Source organism: Streptomyces sp. CB01635, from assembly GCF_002803065.1.
Taxonomy (GTDB): Bacteria; Actinomycetota; Actinomycetes; order Streptomycetales; family Streptomycetaceae; genus Streptomyces.
The window spans coordinates 162,586-176,880 of record NZ_NNBL01000011.1 but is presented as its reverse complement, the minus strand read 5'-3'; the positions used below and the strand labels follow the sequence as shown (position 1 = coordinate 176,880).

The window sequence follows — 14,295 nt, the reverse complement described above, 5'->3', positions numbered from 1 at the left end:
AGTCGGGTAAGAGAACGGGGCCGCCGCGGGCCCACCCGGGGCGGCCGGGAGGTGTCGGCCGAGGGCTACCCTGCTTGGGTGACCTCAGAGCAGAACCCCAGCCCCGACGACGCCGCGACCACCGACGACGGCCCGCGCCCCGGCCGGCTGACCGCGGCCGCCGCGCTGGCCGGGCTCGAGGGTGCCGCCCTGCTCGTCGGCGGCGTCTACATGCTCGTCATGGGCCTCGCGGGTCACCCCGACGACCCCGAGCAGGCCGTGACCGGCGGCGTCACGCTCGTCGTCCTCGCGCTGCTGCCGCTGATCGCGGCGCGCGGTCTCCTGAAGCGGCGCAGCTGGAGCCGGGGGCCCGCGATCATCACGCAGATCATGGCGCTGCCGGTCGCCTACACGCTGCTCCAGGCCGACAGCGTGATGATCCCCGGCGGGATCGCGCTCGCCGTCGTCGCGGTGACGGCCCTGGTGCTCCTGGTGAACCCGGCCACCACCCGGGCGCTCGGCATCACGACGCCGGGCGCCACGGGCGCCGTACAGAAGCAGAACCGGAAGTAGCCGGCCCGCACGCCCTGGGTCTCACTCCTCGACGAGGAGCTTCTCCCGAAGCTGGGCCAGGGTGCGGGCCAGCAGGCGGGAGACGTGCATCTGGGAGATGCCGACCTCCTGCGCGATCTGGGACTGCGTCATGTTCCCGAAGAAGCGAAGGAGCAGGATCCGCTTCTCGCGCGGCGGCAGGTCCTCCAGAAGCGGCTTGAGGGACTCGCGGTACTCGACGCCCTCGAGCGCCTCGTCCTCGGATCCCAGCGTGTCCGCCACGGCGGGCGACTCGTCGTCCGTGTCGGGGACGTCCAGGGACAGCGTGGAGTACGCGTTGGCCGACTCCAGGCCCTCCAGGACCTCCTCCTCCGAGATCGCCAGCTTCTCGGCGAGCTCGTGGACCGTGGGGGAGCGGCCGTGCAGCTGGGACAGCTCGGCCGTCGCCGTCGTCAGCGCGAGACGCAGCTCCTGAAGACGCCGCGGGACGCGCACCGCCCAGCCCTTGTCGCGGAAGTGCCGCTTGATCTCACCGACGACCGTCGGCGTCGCGTACGTGGAGAACTCCACGCCGCGCTCCGGGTCGAAGCGGTCCACCGACTTGATCAGGCCGATCGTGGCGACCTGGGTCAGGTCGTCGAGCGGCTCGCCGCGATTGCGGAAGCGGCGGGCCAAGTGCTCGACGAGCGGCAGATGCATGCGGACCAGCTGATTGCGCAGGTCCGCGTATTCCGGGCTGCCGTCCTTCAGGGTGCGCAGCTCGATGAACATCAGCCGTGCGCCGCTGCGGTCCCGCGGATCGTGCGTGCGCTGCTGGTCACCGTGTCGCTCGTGCTCGCTCATCCATCCCGCCCGTCGCGCGTCCGGTCCTGCGGAGATCTTCTCTCCGCCGGCCGGCTCTGCCTGCTCCGACGCATCGGCCACCACCGGCGGACCCGGCCGTTCGAGGTCCGCGGGGTCCTCCGGGTGCGGCCGGGCCTGCTGTTCGGGGATGCCGTCGGCAAGCCGCCGCATCCCCTCCCCGCCGTCGGCCGGGAGGTCCTGTGTGCCGTGCTTCTCGTCCCGCACCGGCCCGTCCCCGTTCGTCACGCCGGCCCGGGACCCGCGCCGCGCTGTTTGTAGAGACTGATCGAGACGGTGTTGTCGTCGGCGACCGTGGAGTCCACCTTGCCCGCGAGGGCCGACAGCACAGTCCAGGCGAAGGTGTCGCGCTCCGGGGCTCGGCCGTCGGTGGTGGGCGCCGAGACCGTCACCTCCAGCGAGTCGTCGACGAGGCGGAAGACGCAGCTGAGCACCGAGCCGGGCACGGCCTGCTGGAGCAGGATCGCGCACGCCTCGTCTACCGCGATGCGGAGGTCCTCGATCTCGTCGAGGGTGAAGTCCAAACGCGCCGCGAGGCCGGCCGTGGCCGTCCGCAGCACCGACAGGTAGGCACCCGCAGCCGGCAGCCGGACTTCTACGAAGTCCTGATTCCCGGGCTCGCCTGCGATCTGGGACACCCTCACCTCCATGGTGGTACAAGCACTTTCGGGCTCCGGAGGGTACGTCCCCCGGGTGACGCGCTATGTGTTCAGCGGTGACGCTACCGCGCGCCCAAGTCTCCTGTCCCGGGGACCCCCGGCCCGTTGGTGTCACTCATAGTAAGCCTATGAGTACGGACAGTGGCTAGAGGGTGTGCGGGCTCAATTGGAAAGAGCGGGCGCCGGGTTGACGTACCCAGGCCTCGCACGGTCGAACCGCAAACCGGTGCGGTCCTCAGACGAGCAGGCTGTCCACGAAGCACCAGCGCCAGCTCTCGCCGGGCTCGAACGTCCGCATCACCGCGTGTCCCGACTCCCCGAAGTGCTGCGTCGCGTGCTTCAGGGGCGAGGAGTCGCAGCAGCCCACATGCCCGCACTCCAGACAGAGCCGCAGCTGCACCGGGTGGGTGCCGGCCGCGTGGCACTCCAGGCAGGTGTCACTCAGGGGCGCGGGCTCGGGGTGGGGCAGCGCGTCGACATGCGGGCACTCATTCATGATGGCCAGGTTACGGCGGGCGGCGGCATGGCGGACGGTGGAGGGACGGGCTGATGGATGTATTGCCCCTGGTGGCACTGATCGCGGCGAGCGCGGCGGTCGCGGGGGCCGCGCGCCGGACCCCGGTACCCGCGCCGCTGCTGCTCGTCGCGGTCGGACTCGTGGCGTCGTACCTGCCCGGAGTGCCGCACTACACCCTCGACCCGCACATCGTGCTGCCGCTGATCCTGCCGCCACTGCTGCACACCGCGGCCCTGGAGAGCTCGTACCTCGACCTGCGGGCCAACATCAGGCCGGTCGCGCTGCTCTCCGTCGGGTACGTGCTGTTCGCGACCGTCTCCGTCGGCTGGCTCGCGTACGAGCTGATCCCCGATCTGCCGCTGACGGCCGCGCTCGTGCTCGGCGCGGTGATCGCCCCGCCGGACGCGGTCGCCGCGACGGCCATCGCGCGCAAGGTGGGGCTGCCCGCGCGGATCACGACGATCCTCCAGGGCGAGTCCCTGGTGAACGACGCGACCGCGATCACCGCCTACAAGGTCGCGCTGGCCGCCGCGGTCGGGGAGGGCGCGAGCTGGGCGGGCGGGATCAGGGAGTTCCTGGTGGCATCGGTCGGCGGCGTCGGCGTCGGGCTCGTCCTGATGGTGCCGCTGCACTGGCTGCGGAGGCACCTGAAGGAGGCGATCCTCCAGAACACGCTCTCCCTCCTCATCCCGTTCGTCGCCTACGCGGCCGCCGAGCAGGTCGGCGCCTCCGGAGTGCTCGCCGTGGTCACGGTCGCCCTCTACCTGGGGCACCACGCCTGGCAGGTCGACTTCGAGACGCGCCTCCAGGAGGCCGCCGTGTGGAAGGTGGTCGCCTTCATCCTGGAGTCGGCGGTCTTCGCGCTCATCGGACTCCAGCTGCCCTTCGTCCTCAAGGACCTCGGCGAGTACAGCGTCGGGGAGGCCCTCGGGTACGCCGTCGCGGTCTTCGTGCTCGTCGTGGTGATGCGCTTCGTGTGGTCGTATCCGGCCACCTATCTGCCCTGGTGGCTGTCGGCGCGGATCAGGGAGCGGGAACGGGACACCGACTGGCGGCGGCCGCTCGTGGTGAGCTGGGCCGGGATGCGCGGCGTCGTGTCGCTCGCGATCGCCTTCTCGATCCCGCTGTTCGTCGACGACGGGAGCCGTTTCCCCGCTCGCAACCTGGTCCTGTTCCTGACGTTCACGACCGTCATCGGCACCCTCGTCGTGCAGGGGCTCTCGCTGCCCTGGCTGATCAAGATCCTCAAGCTGCCGGGTCGCGATACGCAGGCCGAGACGCTCGCCGAGGCGCAGGCGCAGAACGCCGCCTCACAGGCCGCCGAGGAGCGCGTGAACGAGCTGATGGAGGACGAGCGCAACTGTCTGCCCGAGCCGCTCGAGGACCGGCTGCGGACCGTCCTGGAGCGCCGCCGCAACTCCGTGTGGGAGCGCCTCGGCCATGCCAACCCGGTGACGGGGGAGTCCGCCGACGACACGTATCGCCGGCTCACGCGGGAGGCCATCGCGGCCGAGCGCGAGGTCTTCGTACGGATGCGGGACGAGCGGCGGATCGACGACGAGATGATGCGCACGCTGCTGCGCAAGCTCGACCTGGAGGAGGCGGCTGCCTACCGGGAGGTCGACGACTGACCGGCCGCTACGGGGAGGGCGTTCCCGTCACGACGGCCATGAGCCGCGTGCCCGGCGCGAACGCGCCCTCCTCGGTGAGGGTGAGCAGCCCGTACAGCAGCTTGGCCACATAGAGGCGCTCTATGGGCACGCCGTGGCGCTGCTCGAAGTCCTCGGCGAAGGCGAGGAGGGCGGGGGTGGTGCGGCCGTAGCCGCCGCAGTGGAAGCGCTCGTCCAGGGACCAGTCGCCCCGCGGGCCGCCGAACGCCGCCTCCTGGAGGGTGCGTATCTCGTCGCCGAGGAAGCCGCCCTTCAGGACGGGTATGCCGAGTGCGCGCTGGCCCTCGCCGAGCCCGGCGGCCAGTCCGGCGAGCGTGCCGCCGGTGCCGCAGGCGACGCCCACCGCGTCGGCGGCCCCGCGCAACTCCTGCCCGAGCTCCGCGCAGCCGCGCACGGCCTCGGTGTTGCTGCCGCCCTCGGGGACGACGTAGGGCGTCTTCCCGTCGCCGTCGGGCGGTGCCACCTCGCGCAGGATGCGCGCGAGCGTGGCCGGATCCCGCTTCTCCCGGTACGTCGTCCGGTCGACGAAGTGCAGACGCATGCCGTCGTCCGCGCAGCGCGCGAGAGACGCGTTCAGGGGCTGTCCGGCGAGCTCCTGGCCCCGGACGACGCCGATGGTCCGCAGGCCCATGAGACGGCCCGCGGCGGCCGTGGCGCGCAGATGGTTGGAGTACGCGCCGCCGAACGTGAGCAGCGTGCCGTGGCCCGCTGCGGTCGCCGCTTCGAGGTTCGGGGCCAGCTTGCGCCACTTGTTGCCGGGCAGGTCGGGGTGGATGAGGTCGTCGCGTTTGAGCAGGAGCCGCACCCCGTGACGGTGGAACCGGTCGTCGGCGACCGGCTCCACCGGCGAGGGCAGCCGGGGGTGCAGAGGCGGGCGCGGGCGGGAGTGCGAGGTCACCTGCTCATTGTGCAAGCGGGTCATCGCGGGCCGCGTGCCGGAGGGCGGCTACTTGAGCCGGTCGCGGATGCGCCCCCGCATCGAGGCCATCGTGAAGCCGCGCGGGTCGACCTTGCCCGGCTGCCACTCCAGGTGGCCGATCACCGACCTCTCCGTCCAGCCGTGATGGCGGCACACCGCGGCCGCCGCCCTCTCGATGGCCTCCAGCTGCGCGGCGGGCCACGGGTCCTCGCCGTCGCCGAGGTTCTCGCACTCGAAGCCGTAGAAGTGGCGGTTGCCGTCCGTGTTCGCCTCGTTGTCGTGGGGCAGGGCCTTCTCGGCGATGACCGCCCGCAGCACGTCGTCGTCGCCGAGACCTGCGTGGTTGGCCCGTCCGTAGCCGACGAGGTGGACGCGGCCGTCCTTCGTGATGACGCCGTGGCACAGCGGCCCCGGCAGGTCCGCGTGCCCCTTTTGGCAGAGGTCGACGGTCTGCTTGCTGCCCTTCGTCACGGTGTGGTGGATCATCACGCCGTTCACCGGGCCCCAGGGTCCCTTGTGGTTGCGGTTGTGGTGTCTCCAGTCGCCGACCTCGACGACCGTCAGGCCTTCACGCTTGAGGGCGTCCAGGAAACTGCTCGCGGACATGGGTGTGGCCACGGCCGCCTCCTTCGCGGGGTGCGACGGAAGCGGGGCGCGTCCGTCTCGTACGCCGCTTGTACCCGAACAGGCCCACCCGGACTACTTGTTCGCATCGCGTGCGAGCCGTTCCGGACATCGTGAGCCGTTCCGGACAGCCAGAGGCCTACGGGCCGACCGGGAGGGAGGCGGAGCGGCCTCAGGCCCGCAGGAAGCCGTCCCCGTGCTCCGCGATGTGGTTCTCCAGGGCTCCGAGCGCGGACTGGGTCGCCTCGGGGGTGCCCGTGCCCTTCCGCTCCGCGTAGTACGCGGCGCCCAGCTTCTTCAGGAGGTCGCCGCCCGCCCGCTGCGCCTGCACCTCGTCCAGCTTCTGCTTGCCCTGCGTGAGCCCGCGCTGCGCCTGCTCCTTGGCGCGGTCCAGGAAGCCTGTCATTGCTGTCTCCCGTCATCGGTGCCTCGGTGTACCGGTTGAACGCCCGCCGGGATCTTGAAGTTCCTCCGTCGGGAAGTTCCCTACCCGGAAAAACGGGCATCGTGCCCTGTCCACTCTCGCCCAACCCCGCTCGTTTGTGTAATGGCGCGGCCACAGTGGGTGCTGGAAGTCTTGTCGCCGCAGGTCAGTTCTTGATCGGGAGGCAAAGCCCATGTCGGTAGGCGAAGAAGTCCGCACGGAGCAGGCCGGGCCCCAGCAGAGTCTCGGCACATCCGCCGCGCGGAATCTGGCCACCACCACCAAGTCCGCTCCACAGATGCAGGAGATCAGCTCCCGGTGGCTGCTGCGGATGCTGCCCTGGGTGAATGTGCAGGGCGGCACGTACCGGGTGAACCGGCGGCTCAGCTACTCGGTCGGCGACGGACGCGTGACGTTCGTGAAGACCGGAGACCAGGTGCGGGTCATCCCCGCGGAGCTCGGCGAACTGCCGGTGCTGAGGGACTACGGCGACCAGGAAGTGCTCGAGGAGCTCGCGGTGCGGTGCCGCCAGCGGGAGTACGTGCCGGGCGAGCTGCTCGCCTCGTTCGGCAGCTCCGCCGACGAGGTGTTCCTGCTCGCGCACGGCAAGGTCGAGAAGGTCGGCACGGGTCCCTACGGGGACGACGCGGTCCTGGGGGTGCTGGCCGACGGTGCGTACTTCGGCGAGCAGGCGCTGCTCGACCCGGACGCCATCTGGGAGTACACGGCGCGCGCCGTGACCGCGTGCACCGTGCTCACGCTGCCGCGCCAGGACCTGGAGCAGGTCGCGGAGCGCTCCGAGAGCCTCGCCGGCCACCTGGGAGCGCTGCGGACCATCCCGGCGCAGCGCGCGAACAAGTTCGGCGAGAAGCAGATCGACCTCTCCGCCGGCCACGTCGGCGAGGCGGTGCTCCCGGGCACGTACGTCGACTACGACGCGGCGCCGCGCGAGTACGAGCTGAGCGTCGCCCAGACCGTCCTGCGCATCCACTCGCGCGTGGCGGACCTCTACAACCAGCCGATGAACCAGACGGAGCATCAGCTCCGGCTCACCGTCGAGGCGTTGAAGGAGCGCCAGGAGCACGAACTCATCAACAACCGGGAGTTCGGTCTGCTGAACAACTGCGAGTACGAGCAGCGGCTCCAGCCGCACGACGGCGTGCCCAGCCCGGACGACATGGACGAGCTGCTCAGCCGCCGCCGGGGATCGAAGCTGTTCCTCGCCCACCCGCGCGCCATCGCCGCGTTCGGGCGCGAGTGCAACAGGCGGGGGCTCGTCCCGGAGTCCATCGACGTGGGCGGCAACCGCATTCCGACCTGGCGCGGGGTGCCGATCTTCCCGAGCAACAAGATCCCCGTGTCCGACGCGCGCACGACGTCGATCATCTGCATGCGTACCGGCGAGGAGGAGCAGGGCGTCATCGGCCTCCAGCAGGCGGGCATCCCGGACGAGATCGAGCCGAGCCTGTCGGTGCGGTTCATGGGCATCAGCGAGCAGGCGATCATCTCGTACCTGGTGACGACGTACTACTCGGCGGCGGTGCTCGTGCCGGACGCGCTCGGCGTCCTGGAGAACGTCGAGATCGGCAGGTGGCGTTGAAGCTCATGGCGCAGACGAAGCAGTCCATGGTGCGGCAGCAGCAAGGGGGACCGGGCGAAGAAGTGGCTGTTGACGGCCAGGAGGCGGCGGTGATCCTGGCGCAGGCCAGGGCGCAGGTCGACCCGGAGCTGCGCGGGGCCGTGGAGACCCTGCCCACGTCGCTGCGCCGCGTCGCGCGCTACCACTTCGGGTGGGAGCACGCGGACGGCACCGCCGCCACGGAGCACGCGGGCAAGGCCATCAGGCCGGCGCTCGTCCTCGCCGCGGTACGGGCGCTCGGGGGCGCCCCGGAGCTCGCCGTGCGGGCGGCCGCGGCTGTGGAACTCGTCCACAACTTCACGCTCCTGCACGACGACGTCATGGACCGGGACACCACGCGCAGGCACCGGCCGACGGCGTGGACCGTCTTCGGGGACGCCGACGCGATCCTGGCGGGCGACGCGCTCCAGGCGCTCGCGCAGCGGCTGCTGGCCGAGGACCCGCACCCGGCGGCCCGGCCGGCGGCGGCCCGGATCGCGGCCTGTGTGATGGAGCTGTGCGAGGGCCAGGTCGCCGATGTCGCCCTGGAGAGGCGCGAACCGGACGAGGTCACGCTGGACGAGTGTCTCGTCATGGCGGAGGCGAAGACGGGCGCTCTGCTCGGCTGCGCCTGCGCGGTCGGGGGGCTGTACGCGGGGGCCGGAGAGGAGGAGGTCGCGGCCCTCGACGGGTTCGGCAGACAGGCCGGGCTCGCGTTCCAGCTGATCGACGACGTCATAGGGATCTGGGGGGATCCGGCCCGTACGGGCAAGGCGGCGGGCGCCGATCTCGCGGTGCGCAAGAAGTCGCTGCCGGTGGTGGCGGCGCTGGCCTCGGGAACGCCGGAAGCCGGTGAACTGGCCGCGCTCTACGGGGTGGTGGGGCCGGACGGCGGTCCGCCGGAGGAGGGGGAGCTGGAGGCCATGGCGCTGGTCGTCGAGCGCGCCGGGGGGCGCGACTGGGCGCAGCTGCACGCGGCGGACCGGATGTCCCGGGCGGTGCACCAGCTGTCCCGGGCGGTCCCGGCGCCGGAGGCCGCGGACGGACTGCTGTCGCTGGCCGAGTTCGTGACGCGGCGCAGCCACTAGGGGAAACCAGCAACAGAGGAGGGGAGCTGCCATGCGTTGCGGGCCCCGCGCTCCGACAGGAGCGCGGGGCCCGCAACGCGCGTACGTAACCGATCGCCTAGGCTGCAGCGGGCCGGCGCGTGGCGGCCGACCGGCGCAGGGACACGGCCCGTCGAGGCGGGCCGCGACGTGAGGGGGCGGGGCCATGGGCGTGGCGATCCGGAGGGCCACGGAGGGCGATAGGGCGGACCTTGTGCGGCTGCTCGACGAGGCGTTCATGGACGATCCGGTGAGCGGCTGGGTCTTCCCCGGCCTGGCGCACCGGCGCCGCAGGCACGCCGGACTCATGGCGGCCTTCATCGACATCTCGCTGAGCGAGGGATATGTCGACATCACCGAAGACGGTGCCGCGGCCGCGCTCTGGCTCTCGGTGCCGGCCCGGCCGGACGGCTCGGCCGAGGACGAGGACGACGACGGCCCCGCGCAACTGCGCGCCGCCGTGGACCCGGACAACGAACGGGTCGAGGAGATCGGCCGGTTGACCGCAGGGGCCCACCCGAGCGACCGCGCGCACGAGTACCTGTGGATGATCGCCGTCGACCCGGCGCGGCAGGGCCAGGGCCTCGGCACCGCGCTGACGCAGCCCGTCCTCGACCGCTGCGACCGCGAGGGCACGGCGGCGTATCTGGAGGCGAGCAGCGACCGCAGCCGTGTGCTGTACGAGCGGCTCGGCTTCACGTGCACCGGCAGCGGGATCGCGTTGCCGGACGGGCCGACGATGTGGCCCATGTGGCGTGATCCGCAGGGGATTTGAGCGCCTGGCTCAGGGGCTGTCCATCAAGGGTGCGGGCGGCTACTCCTGCGGCACGATCGTGCGGACGATCCGGTCCATGAGGCCTTCGGGGACGCTCACGCCGGGCACGGCGCCGTCCAGCATCCCCGGCATCGTCAGGTGTTCCAGGATGAGCCCCAGCACGGCGAGATAGAGCACGGTCACCGTCTCCGCGCCGCCGGGGAGCCCGGACTCGGCGTGGAACGAGATGCCGAAGTCGAGGTCGCCGCGGAGCGATTTCATCAGGGACGCGCGCAGTTCGGGCCGGCGCCCCGCCTCCAGGCGCATCTCCATCATGGCCAGATAGCCGGTGCGGTCACGCTGGGCGCGGCCGAGCAGATCGTGCATGAACGCCGCGACCAGCTCGCGGTCCCGCGGCCGCTCGAGGAGTTCCGCGACCACCGCCGGATCCGGGGCCAGTCGCTCGTGCAGCCATGCGTCGATCTGGTGCAGCAGGTCGTCCCGACTGGTGAAGTAGTTCGACGAGGTGCCCGTGGGGACGCCCGCCGCGGCGTCCACCGCGCGGAAGGTCAGGCCGCGTGCGCCCTCGGCCGCGAGTACCTCCACCGCGGCGTTCACCAGGGCCACCCTGCGCTCCGCGTTCCGTGCCATCTGCGCGCTCCTCTTGACCGTGGATCCGGAAACCTCTTGCAACCACTACAGATGAAGCACTATAACTGCAGTTGTTCGAGCGGGCCAGGAAGCCGAAACGGCGCAACGGCTCGCCCGGACACCCCTGTCATCTGCGGAAAGAGACCCACTTGCGAAAGCTCACGTACTTCGTCGCCGTGTCGATCGACGGTTTCATCGGCGACCCCGACGGAGACGCGAACGCCTTCATGCCCTTCGTGAACGAGGAGTTCCTCGAGTTCCTCACGACCGAGTACCCCGAGACCATCTCGGCGGAGGGCCGGCGGATGCTCGGACTGGAGCACCTGGTCAACAAGCGGTTCGACACCGTCATCCAGGGCCGGGCCAGCTACCAGATCGGCCTCGACGCCGGCCTGACCAGCCCGTACGGGCACCTGCGTGAGTACGTCGCGGCGCGCTCGATCGAGAAGTCCCCCGACCCGAACGTGGAGATCGTCGCCGAGGACGTCGTCGGGAAGATCCGCGAACTGAAGGCGGAGGACAGCGAGTTCGGCATCTGGCTGTGCGGCGGCGCGACGCTCGCCGGCGTCCTCGCCGACGAGGTGGACGAGCTGGTGATCAAGACGTACCCGCTGGTGTTCGGCTCGGGCATGCCGATGTTCGGCTCCGGCTTCGCGATCGGCGAGTTCGCGCTGGAAGAGAACCGGACCTTCGGCAACGGCGTGATCGTGCGGACGTACAGCAGGAAGAGGCCGGGGATCCCCGGCTAGAATTTTCTTCCGGGCGGTGTCGAGAACGCTGCTGCCGCTCCGACGTCTCCAGTGAAGCCGCCCGCGCCCGGCGGACGGCTTGGCCGAAGGAGCGCACAGCCATGAAGTACCTGATGATGGTGACAGGCACCCAGCTCGACTACGAGGCCATGGCGGGCAAGGCGTCCGAGGGCAATCCGGCCTGGGGCGAGAAGGACATCCAGACGATGTTCGCCCACATGCAGAAGATCAACGACGACCTCGCCGAGTCCGGCGAGATGCTCGCCGGTGAAGGTCTGGCGGAGCCCGCGAAGGCTCGGTTCGTCACGCCGGACGCGCAGGGGCGGCCCGTCATCACTGACGGCCCCTATGGGGAGACGAAGGAGCTGCTCGCCGGTTTCTGGATCCTCGAGTGCGAGAACCTCGACCGCGTCACCGAGATCGCCAAGCGCGTGGCCGAGTGCCCCGCACCCGCGGGTGCACCCGTCCGCCCCGTCGTGATCCGCGCCATCATGGGCAGCGGCGGCGACCTTTGACGACCGCGGCGACCGAGGACCTGCTGCGCCGCCACGCGCCGCAGGTCCTCGGCGCGCTGGTCCGCCGCTACGGACACTTCGACGCCGCGGAGGACGCCGTGCAGGAGGCGTTGCTCGCCGCCGCACGGCAGTGGCCCGAATCCGGCGTGCCCGACAACCCGCGCGGCTGGCTCATCAGGGTCGCGTCACGCCGTCTCGTCGACACCCTGCGCAGCGACGACGCGCGGCGCAGACGCGAGGAGGCGGATGCCGCGCTCACCCCGCGTGACGCGTTCACGGCCCCGCCGCCCGGCGAGAGCCGCGCCCCCTCCGAGGACGACACCCTCACCCTGCTCTACCTGTGCTGCCACCCGGAGCTGACCCCGGCCGCCCAGGTCGCCCTCACCCTGCGCGCCGTGGGAGGCCTGAGGACGGCCGAGATCGCCCGCGCCCATCTCGTCCCCGAGCCGACGATGGCGCAGCGCATCAGCCGAGCCAAGCAGCGCGTACGGGGCGTGCGCCTCCGCCTGCCCGAGGACTGGCGCGAGCGGCTGCCCGCCGTGCTCCAGATCCTCTACCTGATCTTCAACGAGGGGTATACGGCCACGTCGGGGCCCCAGTTGCAGCGCGCCGACCTGGCCCGCGAGGCGATCCGGCTGACCCGGGCCGTGCGGGCGCTGCTGCCCGACGACAGCGAGGTCACCGGGCTGCTCGCCCTCATGCTGCTCACCGACGCGCGCCGCGCGGCCCGTGCCGACGCGGCGGGCGAACTGGTCCGCCTCGACGAACAGGACCGCACCCTGTGGGACCGCGCGGAGATCGACGAAGGCGTCGCCCTGGTCTCCCTCGCCCTCCTGCACGGACCGGTCGGCCCCTATCAACTCCAGGCCGCCATCGCCGCGTTGCACGACGAGGCGGCGCGCGCCGAGGACACCGACTGGCCGCAGATCCTCGCCCTGTACGACCTGCTCGTGCGGATCGTGCCCGAGGGTGAGGCGATGGCCGCGCTCGGCCGGGCGGTCGCCGTCGCCATGGTGCACGGCCCCGAGGCGGGCCTGACGGAGACGGACAAGCTGGCGGACGCCCTCGGCGGGCACCACCGGCTCGCCGCCGTGCGGGGTCACCTCCTGGAGCTGGCCGGAGACCGCGACGCGGCGCGGGCGGCCTACCAGGAGGCGGCGAGCGGCACGCTCAGCCGCCCGGAGCAGCGCTACCTTCAGCTGCGGGCGGCCCGGCTCGGGTGAGGCCGCGGCCGATACGCGACACCCGCCGCAGCCGTCGGCTCGTAGGTTGGTGTGCATGACCGAACTCCTGCACCTCACCGAGCGTTCCCTGTGGGACGCGGCCCGCGCGTCCGGCGCCTACGAGATGTCCACGCGCGGCAGGACCCTCGCCGAGGAGGGCTTCATCCACTGCTCGCTGGCGCACCAGTTCCAGAAGGTCGCCGACTTCCTGTACGGCGCGTACGACGGGCCCGACGAGCTGGTGGTGCTGGTCATCGACAGCGCGCGGGTGCCCGCGCCCGTCAGGTTCGAGGCGCCGGAGCCCGGCGCGGACGAATTCCCGCACATCTACGGGCCGTTGCCGGTCGACGCCGTCACCGAGGTGCGCAACTGGGACGGCGGGCGGGTCCGCTAAAGTCCCCTCGGTCTGCCCGTCAGTCGGACGGGTGTTCGGATCTGGGGGCGGCTCGCCCCCGGGCGGGGACGGGCCGGCGTGAGCCGGCCGAGGAGGTTCGGTGCGCGCACGGCGAGGGGGCGGTCCCGCAGGGGTCGCGGCGGCGATGGCGGTGGTCCTGCTGGCGGGGTGTGACGTTTCACCGTCCGGCGTCCGGCGGACCGCGGACGGCGTTCCGATCGTCCGCGAGGCGAAGGACCGGCCCGAACTGCCCCTGCACCGCTACGAATTCACCGCCGAGGACGACGGGGCGTTCGGCACGCTCAAGCGCGCCCAGAAGCTCCTCGCCCAGCGGTGCATGCGCGACTTCGGCTTCGCCGACTTCCCGCGCGACCCGAAGAACCCGAATCCCGGCGGGTTGGCCATGGTGGCCGTGTCCCAGGATCTCGATGGGCAGCTCGACCTGGAGAAGGCGCGGCGCTGGGGGTACGGCTGGGACCCGCAACGGGACGTACGGATCGAGCCCGAGGGCCGCCGTATGACGGCCGAAGAGTCCCGCGTCTACTGGGGGCACCGCACGGGCGGGAAGCCGACGGTCCTCGGCAAGCGCGTCCCGCAGGAGGGCTGCCTCGGCCGCGCGGACAAGCGCCTCTACCGCGGTGTGCGGGACCTGCGCCGCGCGTGGGGGTACGTCCCGCAGCGGGAGATCGTCCTGGAGAAGGCGGCCGCGAAGGACCGGCGGATGCGGCGCGTGCTCAAGGTCTGGTCGCAGTGCGTCGTGGACAAGGGGTTCAAGCGGTACGGCACCCCCGATGACGCCTTCCGCGACAAGGCGTGGAAGCGCGACCGCGGCGGAAACACGGCGCGTACGCGGCGTGAGCGGGGCACGGCCGTCGCCGATGTCGAATGCAAGCGCGAGCACAACACCGCCGGGGTGTGGTGGTCCGTGCTGTCCGAGCGGCAGCGGGCGGACCTTGGGCGTCACAGGTCCGCGTACGAGGCGGCGCGCCGGGACCAGGAGACGGTGCGGGACAACGTGCGTGAGGTGCTCGCCGACACGTAACGGAACTGCGGTTCCCTTAAGGCTCTCCACTCTGCTAC

The 14,295-nt window shown here is 71.6% G+C and carries 17 protein-coding genes; 10 read left to right on the top strand and 7 right to left on the bottom strand.

Translation table 11 applies throughout. From position 1 onward, the window contains the following. Positions 1-78: 78 nt before the first annotated feature. Entirely contained in the window at positions 79-552 is a 474-nt protein-coding gene (locus tag CG723_RS26230; protein WP_100595938.1) for a hypothetical protein, read from the top strand. Between the two features lie 21 nt (positions 553-573). Here the strand turns inward: CG723_RS26230 and CG723_RS26225 are convergent, their stop codons facing one another. The 3 genes from CG723_RS26225 to CG723_RS26215 form a co-directional block, all read right to left on the bottom strand. Further along, positions 574-1,620: an RNA polymerase sigma factor SigF gene (locus tag CG723_RS26225; protein ID WP_100595937.1), complete on the bottom strand. Its 1,047-nt coding sequence runs from the start codon at positions 1,618-1,620 to the stop codon at positions 574-576. Then, positions 1,617-2,030: an anti-sigma regulatory factor gene (locus CG723_RS26220; protein WP_100595936.1), complete on the bottom strand. Its 414-nt coding sequence runs from the start codon at positions 2,028-2,030 to the stop codon at positions 1,617-1,619. The genes CG723_RS26225 and CG723_RS26220 overlap by 4 nt, the downstream gene beginning before the upstream one ends. A gap of 256 nt (positions 2,031-2,286) precedes the next feature. Further along, on the bottom strand, positions 2,287-2,547 hold the full coding sequence (locus CG723_RS26215; RefSeq protein ID WP_100595935.1) for a UBP-type zinc finger domain-containing protein: 261 nt from the start codon (positions 2,545-2,547) through the stop codon (positions 2,287-2,289). Positions 2,548-2,600: 53 nt separating this feature from the next. Between CG723_RS26215 and CG723_RS26210 the strand changes: the two genes are divergently transcribed. Continuing rightward, positions 2,601-4,199 carry a Na+/H+ antiporter gene (locus CG723_RS26210; protein ID WP_100595934.1) on the top strand — a complete coding sequence of 533 codons (1,599 nt, stop codon included), beginning with the start codon at positions 2,601-2,603 and terminating at the stop codon, positions 4,197-4,199. A gap of 7 nt (positions 4,200-4,206) precedes the next feature. Here CG723_RS26210 and CG723_RS26205 read toward each other — a convergent pair whose 3' ends face one another. The 3 genes from CG723_RS26205 to CG723_RS26195 form a co-directional block, all read right to left on the bottom strand. Continuing rightward, positions 4,207-5,160 carry a 1-aminocyclopropane-1-carboxylate deaminase/D-cysteine desulfhydrase gene (locus CG723_RS26205; RefSeq protein WP_100595933.1) on the bottom strand — a complete coding sequence of 318 codons (954 nt, stop codon included), beginning with the start codon at positions 5,158-5,160 and terminating at the stop codon, positions 4,207-4,209. A gap of 24 nt (positions 5,161-5,184) precedes the next feature. Next, positions 5,185-5,763: an N-acetylmuramoyl-L-alanine amidase gene (locus tag CG723_RS26200; protein WP_100595932.1), complete on the bottom strand. Its 579-nt coding sequence runs from the start codon at positions 5,761-5,763 to the stop codon at positions 5,185-5,187. A 190-nt stretch (positions 5,764-5,953) separates the two neighbouring features. Continuing rightward, on the bottom strand, positions 5,954-6,187 hold the full coding sequence (locus CG723_RS26195; RefSeq protein WP_100595931.1) for a hypothetical protein: 234 nt from the start codon (positions 6,185-6,187) through the stop codon (positions 5,954-5,956). Positions 6,188-6,398: 211 nt separating this feature from the next. Between CG723_RS26195 and CG723_RS26190 the strand changes: the two genes are divergently transcribed. From CG723_RS26190 to CG723_RS26180, 3 genes are all read left to right on the top strand, one after another. Next, positions 6,399-7,805: a family 2B encapsulin nanocompartment shell protein gene (locus tag CG723_RS26190; protein WP_100595930.1), complete on the top strand. Its 1,407-nt coding sequence runs from the start codon at positions 6,399-6,401 to the stop codon at positions 7,803-7,805. A gap of 26 nt (positions 7,806-7,831) precedes the next feature. Continuing rightward, positions 7,832-8,911, top strand: a complete 1,080-nt coding sequence (locus tag CG723_RS26185; RefSeq protein WP_234374523.1) for a family 2 encapsulin nanocompartment cargo protein polyprenyl transferase — start codon at positions 7,832-7,834, stop codon at positions 8,909-8,911. Positions 8,912-9,095: 184 nt separating this feature from the next. Continuing rightward, on the top strand, positions 9,096-9,704 hold the full coding sequence (locus CG723_RS26180) for a GNAT family N-acetyltransferase (RefSeq protein ID WP_100595929.1): 609 nt from the start codon (positions 9,096-9,098) through the stop codon (positions 9,702-9,704). 39 nt (positions 9,705-9,743) lie between these two features. Here CG723_RS26180 and CG723_RS26175 read toward each other — a convergent pair whose 3' ends face one another. Beyond that, positions 9,744-10,334 (bottom strand): TetR/AcrR family transcriptional regulator, encoded by a 591-nt coding sequence (locus tag CG723_RS26175; protein ID WP_100595928.1) that lies wholly within the window; start codon positions 10,332-10,334, stop codon positions 9,744-9,746. A 149-nt stretch (positions 10,335-10,483) separates the two neighbouring features. Between CG723_RS26175 and CG723_RS26170 the strand changes: the two genes are divergently transcribed. From CG723_RS26170 to CG723_RS26150, 5 genes are all read left to right on the top strand, one after another. Next, positions 10,484-11,083: a dihydrofolate reductase family protein gene (locus tag CG723_RS26170; RefSeq protein ID WP_100595927.1), complete on the top strand. Its 600-nt coding sequence runs from the start codon at positions 10,484-10,486 to the stop codon at positions 11,081-11,083. 101 nt (positions 11,084-11,184) lie between these two features. Next, positions 11,185-11,598, top strand: a complete 414-nt coding sequence (locus CG723_RS26165; protein ID WP_100595926.1) for a YciI family protein — start codon at positions 11,185-11,187, stop codon at positions 11,596-11,598. Continuing rightward, a complete protein-coding gene (locus CG723_RS26160) occupies positions 11,595-12,821 on the top strand; it encodes an RNA polymerase sigma factor (protein ID WP_100595925.1) in 1,227 nt (408 codons plus the stop codon). Before CG723_RS26165 ends, CG723_RS26160 begins: the two co-directional genes overlap by 4 nt. Positions 12,822-12,876: 55 nt before the next feature. Continuing rightward, positions 12,877-13,215, top strand: coding sequence for a DUF952 domain-containing protein (locus CG723_RS26155; RefSeq protein ID WP_100595924.1), 339 nt, complete (start codon positions 12,877-12,879; stop codon positions 13,213-13,215). A gap of 100 nt (positions 13,216-13,315) precedes the next feature. After that, positions 13,316-14,257, top strand: coding sequence for a hypothetical protein (locus CG723_RS26150; protein WP_159032545.1), 942 nt, complete (start codon positions 13,316-13,318; stop codon positions 14,255-14,257). Positions 14,258-14,295 lie beyond the last annotated feature (38 nt).

Excerpts from the sequence above, each read along its gene's own strand:
- CG723_RS26205 (WP_100595933.1), bottom strand. The coding sequence starts at position 5,160 with ATGACCCGCTTGCACAATGAGCAGGTGACCTCGCACTCCCGCCCGCGC.
- CG723_RS26185 (WP_234374523.1), top strand. The coding sequence starts at position 7,832 with ATGGTGCGGCAGCAGCAAGGGGGACCGGGCGAAGAAGTGGCTGTTGAC.
- CG723_RS26190 (WP_100595930.1), top strand. The coding sequence starts at position 6,399 with ATGTCGGTAGGCGAAGAAGTCCGCACGGAGCAGGCCGGGCCCCAGCAG.
- CG723_RS26210 (WP_100595934.1), top strand. The coding sequence starts at position 2,601 with ATGGATGTATTGCCCCTGGTGGCACTGATCGCGGCGAGCGCGGCGGTC.
- CG723_RS26195 (WP_100595931.1), bottom strand. The coding sequence starts at position 6,187 with ATGACAGGCTTCCTGGACCGCGCCAAGGAGCAGGCGCAGCGCGGGCTC.
- CG723_RS26155 (WP_100595924.1), top strand. The coding sequence starts at position 12,877 with ATGACCGAACTCCTGCACCTCACCGAGCGTTCCCTGTGGGACGCGGCC.
- CG723_RS26175 (WP_100595928.1), bottom strand. The coding sequence starts at position 10,334 with ATGGCACGGAACGCGGAGCGCAGGGTGGCCCTGGTGAACGCCGCGGTG.
- CG723_RS26215 (WP_100595935.1), bottom strand. The coding sequence starts at position 2,547 with ATGAATGAGTGCCCGCATGTCGACGCGCTGCCCCACCCCGAGCCCGCG.
- CG723_RS26180 (WP_100595929.1), top strand. The coding sequence starts at position 9,096 with ATGGGCGTGGCGATCCGGAGGGCCACGGAGGGCGATAGGGCGGACCTT.
- CG723_RS26200 (WP_100595932.1), bottom strand. The coding sequence starts at position 5,763 with ATGTCCGCGAGCAGTTTCCTGGACGCCCTCAAGCGTGAAGGCCTGACG.
- CG723_RS26165 (WP_100595926.1), top strand. The coding sequence starts at position 11,185 with ATGAAGTACCTGATGATGGTGACAGGCACCCAGCTCGACTACGAGGCC.